The organism is Brucella sp. NBRC 113783 (assembly GCF_040372265.1).
In the GTDB taxonomy this organism is placed as follows: Bacteria; Pseudomonadota; Alphaproteobacteria; order Rhizobiales; family Rhizobiaceae; genus Brucella; species Brucella teleogrylli.
On the sequence record NZ_BAABRX010000001.1, the window covers coordinates 309,009 to 321,129 of the forward strand.

The following is a 12,121-nucleotide window of genomic DNA, read 5'->3' on the forward strand; positions in this document are numbered from 1 at the left end:
TTTTGTTGTTTCACGGGAATCATAGGGGTCGCGCGGACTTTTCGGATGCGATCTTGCGGGTTAAAGAACGATCATGATGACACCGGCACAGAAAACACTCTTCCTTCCCTTCGAGCAGGGCATTCTCGATACGCCCGAAGATGGGCAATCCTTTCTCGCATGCGGCCTTTCCGCCGACCGGCTTCTCGATCCTGAATGGAAGCAGATCCTGACTTGCCTGCAACCATGGCGTCCAGATTTTCTGGGGCTGGGCAAGGAAGGCTTTCGCGCAGAGCCGAGATTGGCCACAGAGAGCCGTTTTAACGGCGGGCTACTCCTGCTCGGAAAACACCGTGGACGCAACGAGGCGTGGTTCTCCGAGCTTTTGGCGCGTGTTCAGCCGGGCGGGTGGATCGTCGTTTGCGGGGACAAGAAGCTTGGCGTCGATAGTTTCCGCAAATGGGTGGGCAATATCGCCGAAATCAGCGACCGGATGTCAAAGAACCACGCGGTGGCCTTCTGGCTGCAGCGTCCCGCCGATCTGGACGACGACTTCATCGCGGCGCTGCGCCCGCTGGAAAGCGCAATTGATGATGTGTTCCGCACCGAACCGGGCATGTTTTCGCACGGCGCCATCGACAAGGGCTCGGCGCTGTTGGTCCCGCATATGGAAAAGATCGTGTTCGGCAATGTAGCGGATTTTGGCGCGGGCTGGGGTTATCTCGCAGCGCAGAGCTTGAAATATGCCGACCGCATCAAGTCCATCGATCTGTTCGAGGCGGATTATGAGGCGCTGGAGGCCGCACGCGGCAATTTGGAGCGCTTGCGCGCTTCGGTGCCGATTTCCTTCAACTGGTTCGATATTACCAGCGAGAAGGTGACCGGCATCTACGATACCGTCATCATGAACCCGCCGTTCCATGAAGGGCGCGTGACGGATGTTTCGCTTGGCCAGAGCTTTATCTCGGCTGCAGCGTCGCGGCTGAAGCCGGGCGGTCGCCTGCTGATGGTCGCCAACCGGCAGCTACCCTATGAGGTGACCCTCAAGGGCCTGTTCAAGTCGGTGACGACACTGGAAGAAGCAGACGGTTTCAAAATCTTCGATGCGAAGAAGTGAAGCAAAAAAGCCGCCCCGAAGGGCGGCTTTTTTGTTTCCGGAATACTTATTCGCCGCGTTCGGCGTCGGAGCTTTTCAGCTCTTCCAGCGTCGGCATTGAAACGATGTTGTAGCCGGAATCCACATAATGGATTTCGCCAGTCACGCCGCTCGACAGATCGGACAGCAGATAGACTGCCGATTTGCCGACATCGTCAATATCAACAGTGCGGCGTAGCGGCGAATTGCGGCGCTGATAGCTGAAGATCGCGCGCGCATCGCCGATGCCAGCACCGGCCAGCGTGCGCACCGGGCCAGCCGAAATAGCGTTGACGCGGATGCCCTGCGGGCCGTAATCGGCAGCCAGATAGCGAACCATGGCTTCAAGCGCCGCCTTGGCAACGCCCATAACGTTGTAGTTCGGGATCGTGCGGGTCGAGCCGCCATAGGTCAGCGTCAGGATCGAACCGCCGTCCTTCATCAGCCTTTCAGCGCGCTGCGCCATTTCCGTGAAGGAGTAGGCGGAAATCACCATGGTCCGGCTGAAATTATCGCGCGTGGTGACGTCTGCGTAACGGCCCTTCAGTTCGGTCTTGTCGGAAAAACCGATGGCGTGAACGATGAAATCGAGCTTGCCCCACTTCTTCTCGATTTCGGCAAAAACCGCATCGACCGTAGAAATGTCTTCGACATCGCAGGGCAGGACGAGGTCCGAGCCGACCTGTTCGGCCAGCGGCTTCACGCGCTTGCCCAGCGCATCGCCCTGATAGGTGAAAGCGAGTTCTGCGCCCTGTGCGGCCAGTTGCTTCGAGATGCCCCATGCCAGAGAATGATTATTCGCGACCCCCATGATGAGGCCGCGTTTTCCTTGCATCAAACCTTCCATATTCCCCTCTCCCTCAGCTCTGGTAGCGCTGGAAAACCAGCGTCGCATTGGTGCCGCCAAACCCGAAGGAGTTGGAGAGCACGGTATTGAGCTGAGCATTATCGATGCGCTTGCGGACGATAGGCATGTCCGCGAAGGCAGGGTCCAATTCTTCGATATGCGCGCTTTCGCAAATGAAATTATTCTGCATCATCAAAAGCGAATAGATCGCTTCCTGCACGCCCGTTGCGCCCAGCGAATGGCCGGTCAGCGACTTGGTCGCGGCAATCGGCGGGCAGGCGTCGCCCGAGCCGAACACCTGACGGATGGCGTCGATTTCCGGCGCATCACCAGCAGGCGTAGAGGTTGCGTGCGGGTTGATGTAGTCGATCTTGGTCTTGACGGTCGAAAGCGCCATCTTCATGCAGCGGATCGCGCCTTCGCCGGATGGAGCGACCATGTCGTAGCCGTCAGACGTTGCGCCATAGCCGACGATTTCGCCATAGATCTTGGCGCCGCGCGCAAGCGCGGTTTCGAGATCTTCCAGCACCAGAACGCCAGCGCCGCCTGCAATCACAAAGCCGTCGCGGTTCTTGTCATAAGCGCGTGATGCGGTGGCAGGCGTGTCGTTATACTTGGTCGCCATCGCGCCCATGGCGTCGAATAGCACCGAAAGCGTCCAGTCGAGATCTTCGCAGCCGCCCGCAAACATGCGGTCCTGCTTGCCATACTGGATCATCTCGAACGCATTGCCGATGCAATGGTTGGATGTCGCGCAGGCCGAAGAGATCGAATAGTTGATGCCCTTGATCTTGAAGAAGGTCGCCAGCGTCGCGGACGCCGTCGAGCTCATGGCCTTCGGCACGGCGAACGGACCGACGCGCTTCGGGCCCTTTTCACGGGTGATATCAGCGGAATCAACGATGGTGCGGGTGGAAGGACCGCCCGAACCCATGATGATGCCGGTGCGGTCGTTGGAGACTTCGTCTTCCGAAAGACCAGCATCGGCAATCGCCTGATCCATGGCGATGTGATTCCAGGCGGTGCCGCGACCGTGGAAGCGCATGGCGCGACGGTCCACGAGGGATTCGACATCGATCTTCGGTGCGCCGTGCACCTGGCAGCGGAAACCCAGTTCGGCATATTCTTCCGCACGCGAGATGCCGGATTTGGCTTCGCGCAGCGAGGCCGTCACCTCTTCGGTGTTGTTGCCAATCGAGGATACGATCCCCATACCCGTTACGACCACACGCCGCATCGCGTTCTCCTTTACACCTTTGCTCGTCGAGCGGCAGTCGCTTGGGTCAAGACTGCCTCGTCGCCGTTACATAGGTGCGATCTTCGCATGTTTTGAGCGCGACCGCATAAAAACTGTTCGTTTTTGCCGTCGCGCCCGTGAATAATGGTTGGTTCAGACGATTATTGTCCGTCGCCTTCCCTTGAAAGGCCGACGCGCAGATCGGTGGCCTTGTAAATGGTTTCGCCATCGGCTTTCAGCCAGCCATCGGCGGTGCCGAGCACAAGACGTCCGCGCATGACGCGCTTGAAGTCGATGCCATATTCGAGAAGCTTGGTGTGCGGGCGCACCATGCCCTTGAATTTCACTTCGCCGGTCGAAAGCGCCATGCCGCGGCCCGGTTCGCCGAGCCAGCCAAGGAAGAAGCCGGTCAGCTGCCACATGCCGTCAAGGCCGAGGCAGCCCGGCATGATCGGGTTGCCCTGGAAATGGCATGGAAAATACCAGTCGTCAGGGCGCACGTCGTATTCGGCGCGGATATAACCCTTGCCGAACTCTCCACCGGTTTCGGAAATATCGGTGATGCGGTGCACCATCAGCATTGGCGGCAGGGGAAGCTGGGCATTGCCGGGGCCGAACATCTCGCCGCGCCCGCAGCTGAGGAGTTCTTCATACCCGTAGCTTGATTTCTGTTCTGCCATTTCGCCTCCCTTGAGGTTTATTCGCTATCGGCCGGCAATCCGGCCCGGTTGTCATTCGGAACGGTTTTAGCGCAAACGCCCAAACCGCTCTATCTCTTTCTGGTCGTTAAGTCGGAACACCCCTATCACAGACTGGTTCCCGTACAAAACCTTAGCGACCATAAAAATATGCAATGGATTTTCCCGAAAAAACGGGCAAACTCCAAGCCTATTGATACTTATTTCGCAACGGCATATATCAATGTCAGTATGCAATGGGCAACAGCCCGTTCAATCTTTGACGAATTTGCTACAAGCTTGTAACGGAACCAGCGGTGAATATGCAGTCTACACATACCCACTCGACGGTCTCTATGGAAGAACGGCTCCGCGATTGCGGCCTGCGTCCGACGCGCCAGCGCGTTGCGCTTGCCAGTCTGATTTTTTCGCAAGGTGATCGCCACCTGTCCGCTGAAGACCTCCACGAACAGGCGGTCATGGCGGATGTGCCGGTGTCTCTCGCTACCGTTTACAACACATTGCACCAGTTCACGGAAGCCGGAATGCTCCGCATCATCGCGGTGGAAGGCTCCAAGACCTATTTCGACACGAATATTTCGGACCATCAGCACTTTTTCCTCGAAGGGGAAAATGTCGTGTTCGATATTCCGCATGGCGAACGCGGCCAGCCGACGGTTGCCAATATGCCCGACGCACCGGAAGGCATGGAAATCGTCAATGTGGACATTATCGTTCGCCTCCGTCGCAAGACGCAGTGACAGTTCGATCCTGACGGATTACTGATAAGCGGCTTCGGCCGCTTTTTTGTTAGCTGCCATAAAGTTCTTGCCAGAAACAGCGAAAGCGGGTTGAATAAAACGGTTCCGAAACAATCCTTGGTGTAGAGGATAGCGGATGCCGGTTGAGATGAAGCCGATACAGGCACTGACATTGCTGAAGACCCTGTCGCTTGGGCAGATACGTGACGAGATGCCAGATCTCACGACGCGGCAGACCGCTATTCTTCTGACAATCTATCTGGAGCCGCCGCCGCATACGGTGCGGGGGCTTGCGGCAAAACTGGATGTCACCAAGCCGGTGGTCACGCGCGCGCTCGACACGATGGGTACGCTCGACCTTCTATCCCGTCATCGTGATGAAAAAGACCGGCGAAATGTGCTAGTTAAGAGAACCGTCGCCGGTGCGCTTTATGTTGAACGACTGGGCGATCTGGTGATCGCCAAAGCCAGAGAGTTACCTTTATGAGTGTCTGCCCATGAGTTCCGATGTGACCACGCTCGACCGCCGCCTCAATGCCTATCGCGCCGATCTCGCCGATGAGCGATTGAACGACCGGGTGCAGGCGGCCCGCTTTATAGCCGGAACCGAAATGCAGGTGACCGCGCCGGTGGTTGATCTCCGGTCGCAGCCGCGCCCGGACAGCGGACCCCAGACCCAGATCATTTTTGGCGACACGGTGCGCGTTTTCGAGGAAATGGACGGCTGGTGTTGGGTGCAGGCCGAGCGTGACGGTTATACGGGTTATGTCTCGGCGTCGTTCATCGAAAAACCGCAGGGCGAAGCCACCCATATGGTCATCGTGCCGCGAACCTTTGTCTATCCCGGCTCCGATTTGCGTTTTCCGCACACACAGGCGCTGTCGCTTGGTTCACGCGTGCGGATCGTGGGCGCTGCCGAAACGCGCGGCACTCCTTATGCCGTGCTGGAAAGCGGCGAGGCGATGATTGCAAGCCATCTGGCGCCAATCGGCGAACACGCTGCCGACTATGTGGCCGTGGCGGAAACGCTGTTGCATACGCCCTATCTTTGGGGCGGCACGTCCGGCTTCGGCATTGATTGTTCCGGTCTGGTTCAGCTTGCCATGTGGGTCGCGGGCCGCAAGGTTCTGCGCGATTCCGACATGCAGCAAAATACGCTGGGCACGGTGGTGGAGCCGAATGCGGATTATTCCAATCTCCAGCGTGGCGATCTTGTTTTCTGGAAGGGGCATGTCGCGATCTGCGCTGCGCCCGACATGCTGATCCATGCGAGCGGTCACACCATGACCGTGACGCTGGAACCGTTGCAGGATGCGATCAAGCGCATCGCTTATCTCTATGATCTGCCGACGCTGATCCGCAGACCCTGATTGCGCAGCGACTGCTTTAAACAGGTCCATGAAAGGTCGGGCCGATGACGGGAAACAGGATGTTTCAAGGTGCAGGCTTTGTCGCCATGGCGCTTGGTCTTGCTGTCCTCATCCCTTCAGCGGTTTCATCCGAAAGGATAGCGCGCGTGACCATTCCCGCTTCGCCAGCCGCCTTTGCCGAAGTCAACGGTATCGAAATGTATTACCGGATCGTCGGTAAGGGACCGCCGATCCTGCTGATACCGGGCGGTCTGTCCGACCAGCATGTCTGGGATGCGCAACTGCCGATATTGGCGCGTCATCATACGGTGATCGTCGCCGACAGTCGCGGGCAGGGGCGTTCCACCCGCACGACTGAACCGCTGACTTATGGCCTGATGGCTGACGATTATGTGGCGCTCATGGACTTTCTGCATATCGACAAGGTCGATCTGGTGGGCTGGAGCGATGGCGGCATTATCGGGCTCGATATCGCCATGCGTTACCCTGAGCGCCTGAACAGCCTGTTCGCGCAGGCTGCCAATGTCTCACCTGAGGGCAATACCGGCTATATCGAAGCGATGGCCGAGGGTCGGCCCATCCCTGAACTTCGCCACTACGAAAGCATCGACAAGGAAATTCATGCGCTCTGGGCGAATGAACCGAACTATACCGATGAAGACCTGTCACAGATAAAGGTGCGCACCGCCATCGTGATCGGCGATCACGATACAGCCGTCACGCGCGAACATACGGAATTCATCGCCAGCCAGATTCCCGGTGCAGAACTGATTATCCTGCCTGATTCCGGCCACGGCGTGCCGGTGGAAAATCCCCGGCTTTACGCCCACACGGTTCTGAAATTCATTGATGGAAAAACGAACAGCCGAACTTAAACCCGGTTTGGAAGAACCCGATCCGGCGTCCGGTGTCCGTCGACGAAGGCCTTGATATTGATGATGACCTTGTCACCCATATCGATGCGGCCTTCAATCGTGGCTGAACCCATATGTGGCAGCAGCACGACCTTGCCCTTTTCGGCAAGCGCCAGCAGGCGCGGATTGACCGCAGGTTCGTTCTCGAACACGTCCAGCCCGGCACCGGCGATGCGGCCTTGCTCGATCAGATCGATCAAGGCGTTTTCATCGATGATCTGGCCCCGCGCCGTGTTGACCAGATAGGCCGTCGGCTGCATCAGCGCGATGCGACGGGCCGAGAGCAGATGAAATGTGGCCGGCGTCGAAGGGCAATTGACCGAGATAATGTCCATGCGGGCCAGCATCTGGTCGAGGCTGTCCCAATAGGTCGCTTCCAGCTCTTCCTCGACCTGCGGGCTGACGCGTTTGCGATTGTGATAATGGATCGACAAGCCGAAAGCCTTGGCGCGACGCGCCACGGCGGTGCCGATGCGGCCCATGCCGACAATGCCGAGGCGCTTGCCCCAGATGCGGCGTCCGAGCATCCATGTCGGCGACCAGCCCGGCCATTTGCCATCGCGCTCGTTCAGCACATTCGCGCCTTCGACAAGGCGGCGCGGGGCCGACAGAAGCAGCGCCAGCGTCATGTCGGCGGTATCTTCGGTGAGCACATTCGGCGTGTTGGTTACGGTAATGCCGCGCTTTGCAGCGGCGGCTACATCGATATTATCGACGCCATTGCCGAAATTGGCGATCAGCTTGAGATTGGGTCCCGCCTGTTCAATGGCGGCGGCGTCGATCACATCGGTGATGCAGGGCACGAGAACATCGGCCTCTTTCAGCGCGGCGATGATTTCCGGCTGGGTCATACGGTGGTCGTCTATATTGAGACGTGCATCGAACAATTCCCGCATTCGGGTTTCCACCGGGTCCGGCAGTTTTCTCGTAAGAACGACCAGCGGCTTCTTTTTGTTCGACATCTCCACCCCGTTTTCTAAGCCCGCTTCCGGGCGAACTTCTGTGCTGAAGCTTCATGTTGAGACCTCCTTAACCAAGAAGGTGCAATATGGGATATTGCTTCGGCTGCTCATCTCTATCAAGGCGGCGGGGCAAAGACAAAGAAAAACAGGACCGATAAACAAGACGGTCGCGATGCCGGACAGCCCCCGCCGTTTTACGCTTCCGCTGAAGGCATGACCGTCTTGAGTAAAGAACAGGACGGCGAGAGGCGCAGTGAATAGAGTACTTCCCCAAAGGTTTTTGGCTCAGAGCATCTCGGTAAAGCGCTTTTTCATGGCCTTTGCGGCGTGTCTGGGGCTGCTGTTCGCGGCAGCGCCGATCAGCGCGCATGCAGCCGAAACGGAAGCAACTGGCACCGCCACGGGCGCAAGCGGACTGCCTGTGCCGCGCTTCGTCAGCCTCAAACCGGCACGCGTCAACCTGCGCATCGGGCCGGGGCGCGACTATCCGGTGTCTTGGCTGTTCATGAAGGCCGGGCTGCCGGTCGAGATCATTCAGGAATATGACAACTGGCGGCGTATCCGCGATGCCGACGGCACAGAAGGCTGGGTCTACCAGTCGCTCCTGTCCGGCAAGCGCACAGCGATCACCGCGCCCTGGCTGAAGAACGACCAGGGCAAGATGATCACCATGCGCCGCGATGCCAATGATACGGCAGAAGTCGCTGCCGATATCGAACCGGGTGTTGTCGGCACCGTGCGCCAGTGCACCGGTCAATGGTGCCGCATGGATGTCAGCGGCGTGCGCGGCTGGATCAAGCAGTCGGAGCTATGGGGTGTTTATCCCGGTGAAGCCTTCGATTGATAAACATCAAGCGTAGCGTTCCTTGAGCAGCAGATAGAGCGCACGGATCGCCTGCGCTTCACCGCCGACCGGTGAGGCGGGTTTTTCCACCGGCACCCAGCCGAAAATATCGAAATGCGCATGCGCCTTTGCTTTTTCGACAAAGCGGCTGAGGAACAAGGCTGCCGTCACCGATCCGGCAAAACCGTCAGTGGTGACGTTGTTGATATCGGCAATGCGTGACGACAGTTTTTGCGCATAGGGCTGCCAGAGCGGCATGCGCCACAGCGGATCGGCGGTTTCCTCGGCCTTGGCGGCAATGGCTTCCGCCAGCGCATTGTCATGGGTGAAGAACGGTGGCAGGTCAGGACCGAGCGCCACACGCGCTGCACCGGTCAGGGTCGCCATATCAATCAGCAATTCCGGTTCTTCCTCGTCGGCCAGCGCCAGAGCATCCGCCAGCACCAGCCTGCCTTCCGCATCCGTATTGCCTATTTCGACGGTCAGTCCCTTGCGGCTTTGCAGAACATCGCCCGGACGGAACGCATTTCCGGCAATTGAATTCTCGACCGCCGGGATTAGTACGCGCAACCGCACGGCCAGTTTTGCGCCCATGACGATGGCGGCAAGGCCGAGCACATTGGCAGCGCCGCCCATATCCTTTTTCATGAGCAACATGCCGCTTGCGGGCTTGATATCGAGACCGCCCGTATCGAAGCAGACGCCCTTGCCGACCAGCGTGACTTTCGGATCGCTTTCCTTGCCCCATGTGATGTCGATCAGACGTGGCGCAATCGCGCCTGCGCGTCCGACCGCATGGATCATCGGGAAATTCTGTTCCAGAAGAGCATCGCCTTCCGTGACGCTCACCTTCGCGCCATGTTCGCTGGCCAGTTCGCGTGCGGCTTTTTCCAGCGCGTCCGGTCCCATGTCGTTGGTCGGCGTGTTGATGAGATCACGCGTGAGTGTAACCGCTGCGGCGATGCGCTTCGTCTCGGCTTCATCAACACCGCTTGGCAGAGCAAGACGGATTGTCTTGCCATTTGCCTTGCGGTAGCGCGAGAAATGATAGCCGCCCATCAGGAAGGCGAGCGCCGCCAGCCCGGCCTCGTCGCCAGCATTTTCGAAATGCCAGTCACCTTCCGGCAGGCTGCGTGCGAGTTTGCCTGCAAGCAGTTGCGACTGACCACCTTTGGCACCGTCGCCAATGCCGAACAGCGCGCCGGAGATCGCGCCGTCCGGTCCCGGCAGAACCAGAACCTTGCCCGCCTCTCCGTCGAAATCATGGGCTTTCGCCCAAGCGATCACCGGGGCAGGAAGCGTGTTTTCTTCCAGTTGCCCCTTTTTCGTAAACCAGATTGGACGGCTTTGTTCCGACTTTTGGGCAATGAGTTCGACAGACATGGCACTCTTTCCGATCAAGGCAGTTTTGAAAACAGATAGAGTGCTTCGCCTCGTTTGAAAACAGGTGCATGCAGGGCTTGTTAACCAATCATTAGGGTTAACGGATTATTGATGAAGGAGAAATCGGGCTTGATGGACCGGGGCGTAGCGCCGGTCGATATTGGAGGCGGGATGCTCAACATCGGTGTAATGGGCGGCGCTGGTTTCCGCCTTGGCGTGGCTTCTATCCTTTCAGCGCTTGTCCTCACCGGCTGCAACACGGTGGACCGCACTACGACAGGTTCGGTGCGACGCGTCGAAACCGCAGCCACTTTCGATCACATGAACGACGCACAGCTTGCCGCGATGGCGGGCCGTCTTGGCGCGCAATATGAGCGCAACCCCAAGGACCGTGGCACAGCGCTCAATTATGCAGGCGTGCTGATACGACTTGGCCGCAACGATCAGGCTCTGGCCGTCATGCGCGCGCTGGTCATCACCTATCCGAAGGATCAGCAGGTGCTTGCCGCCTATGGCAAGGCGCTGGCCGGTGCGGGCCAGTTCGACACCGCACTTGATGCCATTCGCCGTGCGCAGAACCCGGCCTATCCCGACTGGAAACTCGTCTCCGCCGAAGGTGCCATTCTCGACCAGATGGGCAATCGGGATCAGGCCCGCGCCATGTATCAGAAGGCGCTACAGATCAAGCCGAACGAACCGTCGGTACTCTCCAATATGGGCATGTCCTATCTTCTCGCCGGTGATTCCAAGGCGGCGGAAAACTATTTCCGGCAGGCGTCCGTTCTGCCTGGCGCGGATAGCCGCGTGCGTCAGAATCTGGCGCTTTCAGTCGGATTGCAGGGGCGTTTTCAGGAAGCGGAAACCATTGCCGCGCAGGAGCTTTCGCCGCAACAGGCCAAGGCCAACACGGATTATCTGCGTTCCATGCTGGCGCAGCAGAACTCCTGGAACATGCTCAAGGACAAGCCGAAGGGCTGACGTTCTTACATCCGGCGATGCATCAGCGCGGACCGAACAGTCCGCCCTGCGCGGCGATCTGGATGAAGGCCGGGCCAAGAATGACGATGAACAGCACCGGCAGGAAGAACACGATCATCGGCACGGTCAGTTTCGGCGGCAGGGCTGCCGCTTTCTTTTCCGCTTCCAGCATGCGCAGATCGCGGCTTTCCTGAGAAAGCGTTCTGAGCGCCTGCGACACCGGCGTACCGTAACGCTCTGCCTGAATAAGCGCCTGCGAAACCGATTTCACCTGATCGACGCCGGTACGGCTGGCGAGATTATCATAGGCCTGACGGCGCTCGGGCAGGAATGACAGCTCGGCATTGGTGAGCATCAGTTCTTCCGCCAGTTCCACCGATTGTATGCCGATTTCGTCGGCCACCTTGCGAAAGGCTGCTTCAACCGACATGCCCGATTCGACGCAGATCAGCATCAGGTCGAGCGCATCCGGCCAGGCCCGGCGGATCGACTGCTTGCGCTTGGCCGCCTTGTTGGAAACATAGAGGTTCGGCGCATAGAACCCGGCATAACCGGCCAGAATACAGACGAAAATCCGGACGAAGAATGAGTGCTCCGGCAGATTGCCAAGCACGAAGACGTAAAAGGCTGCCAGCGTCATCGCGCCGAAAGGCAGCACGAAGCGCAGAAACAGGAAGATGTTGAGCGGGTTTTGCCCGCGAAAACCGGCGGTTCTGAGTGCTGCAATCGTCTTTTCGTCGGCCAGCGCCTTTTTCAGATCGAGCCTTTCGACGAAGTCGCGAATGCCCTGCTTCTGTTGGTGACGCAGGCTGTTGCGCCGGTCGTTTTCCGTTGCTAGCCGCGCGCGTTCGCGCGAGCGGATGGCCTCGCGCTCGGTGGCGACCGATTTCATGCGTGATTTCAAAACACTGGTGCTGAGGACCGGCATGACAACAGTGACGATGGCGGCGAAAACCGCAACCGTGATCAGCATGGCGATCAGAAATTGCGGGTCGCTTAGTTTTTCGATGAGGAGAGAAAACATGGTCTGCGCC

General features: G+C 58.6%; 13 protein-coding genes. 7 read left to right on the forward strand and 6 right to left on the reverse strand.

Annotated features, from left to right (window positions below; genetic code table 11):
• Positions 1 to 73: 73 nt before the first annotated feature.
• Entirely contained in the window at positions 74 to 1,096 is a 1,023-nt protein-coding gene (locus ABWW11_RS01460; protein ID WP_319080584.1) for a class I SAM-dependent methyltransferase, read from the forward strand.
• A gap of 46 nt (positions 1,097 to 1,142) precedes the next feature.
• On the opposite strand, the gene fabI is transcribed toward ABWW11_RS01460, so the two are convergent.
• The 3 genes from fabI to fabA all read right to left on the reverse strand — a co-directional run bounded on the left by fabI (position 1,143) and on the right by fabA (position 3,878).
• Positions 1,143 to 1,961, reverse strand: coding sequence for an enoyl-ACP reductase FabI (gene fabI, locus ABWW11_RS01465; protein ID WP_109370113.1), 819 nt, complete (start codon positions 1,959 to 1,961; stop codon positions 1,143 to 1,145).
• A 13-nt stretch (positions 1,962 to 1,974) separates the two neighbouring features.
• Positions 1,975 to 3,198 carry a beta-ketoacyl-ACP synthase I gene (gene fabB, locus ABWW11_RS01470; protein WP_109370114.1) on the reverse strand — a complete coding sequence of 408 codons (1,224 nt, stop codon included), beginning with the start codon at positions 3,196 to 3,198 and terminating at the stop codon, positions 1,975 to 1,977.
• Positions 3,199 to 3,359: 161 nt separating this feature from the next.
• Positions 3,360 to 3,878, reverse strand: a complete 519-nt coding sequence (gene fabA / locus ABWW11_RS01475; RefSeq protein WP_109370115.1) for a 3-hydroxyacyl-[acyl-carrier-protein] dehydratase FabA — start codon at positions 3,876 to 3,878, stop codon at positions 3,360 to 3,362.
• 320 nt (positions 3,879 to 4,198) lie between these two features.
• Here fabA and irrA point away from each other — a divergent pair, with 320 nt between their 5' ends.
• The 4 genes from irrA (at position 4,199) to ABWW11_RS01495 (ending at position 6,881) form a co-directional block, all read left to right on the forward strand.
• Positions 4,199 to 4,636 carry an iron response transcriptional regulator IrrA gene (gene irrA / locus ABWW11_RS01480; RefSeq protein ID WP_109370116.1) on the forward strand — a complete coding sequence of 146 codons (438 nt, stop codon included), beginning with the start codon at positions 4,199 to 4,201 and terminating at the stop codon, positions 4,634 to 4,636.
• Positions 4,637 to 4,772: 136 nt separating this feature from the next.
• Positions 4,773 to 5,123, forward strand: a complete 351-nt coding sequence (locus tag ABWW11_RS01485) for a MarR family transcriptional regulator (protein WP_109370117.1) — start codon at positions 4,773 to 4,775, stop codon at positions 5,121 to 5,123.
• A gap of 10 nt (positions 5,124 to 5,133) precedes the next feature.
• Entirely contained in the window at positions 5,134 to 6,006 is an 873-nt protein-coding gene (locus tag ABWW11_RS01490) for a C40 family peptidase (RefSeq protein ID WP_109370118.1), read from the forward strand.
• Positions 6,007 to 6,050: 44 nt separating this feature from the next.
• On the forward strand, positions 6,051 to 6,881 hold the full coding sequence (locus ABWW11_RS01495) for an alpha/beta fold hydrolase (protein WP_244597181.1): 831 nt from the start codon (positions 6,051 to 6,053) through the stop codon (positions 6,879 to 6,881).
• Here ABWW11_RS01495 and ABWW11_RS01500 read toward each other — a convergent pair.
• The gene (locus ABWW11_RS01500) at positions 6,878 to 7,882 is read right to left on the reverse strand and encodes a 2-hydroxyacid dehydrogenase (RefSeq protein WP_109370120.1); all 1,005 of its coding nucleotides are present in this window, start codon (positions 7,880 to 7,882) and stop codon (positions 6,878 to 6,880) included. The genes ABWW11_RS01495 and ABWW11_RS01500 overlap by 4 nt on opposite strands.
• Positions 7,883 to 8,195: 313 nt before the next feature.
• Here ABWW11_RS01500 and ABWW11_RS01505 point away from each other — a divergent pair, with 313 nt between their 5' ends.
• Complete coding sequence (locus ABWW11_RS01505; RefSeq protein ID WP_413464701.1) at positions 8,196 to 8,726, forward strand: SH3 domain-containing protein; 531 nt, start codon at positions 8,196 to 8,198, stop codon at positions 8,724 to 8,726.
• Between the two features lie 6 nt (positions 8,727 to 8,732).
• Here the strand turns inward: ABWW11_RS01505 and ABWW11_RS01510 are convergent, their stop codons facing one another.
• Positions 8,733 to 10,109 carry a leucyl aminopeptidase family protein gene (locus ABWW11_RS01510; protein WP_109370121.1) on the reverse strand — a complete coding sequence of 459 codons (1,377 nt, stop codon included), beginning with the start codon at positions 10,107 to 10,109 and terminating at the stop codon, positions 8,733 to 8,735.
• 171 nt (positions 10,110 to 10,280) lie between these two features.
• On the opposite strand from ABWW11_RS01510, the gene ABWW11_RS01515 reads away from it, so the two are divergent.
• A complete protein-coding gene (locus ABWW11_RS01515; protein ID WP_109370348.1) occupies positions 10,281 to 11,087 on the forward strand; it encodes a tetratricopeptide repeat protein in 807 nt (268 codons plus the stop codon).
• A 22-nt stretch (positions 11,088 to 11,109) separates the two neighbouring features.
• On the opposite strand, the gene ABWW11_RS01520 is transcribed toward ABWW11_RS01515, so the two are convergent.
• A complete protein-coding gene (locus ABWW11_RS01520) occupies positions 11,110 to 12,111 on the reverse strand; it encodes a type II secretion system F family protein (protein ID WP_109370122.1) in 1,002 nt (333 codons plus the stop codon).
• Positions 12,112 to 12,121 lie beyond the last annotated feature (10 nt).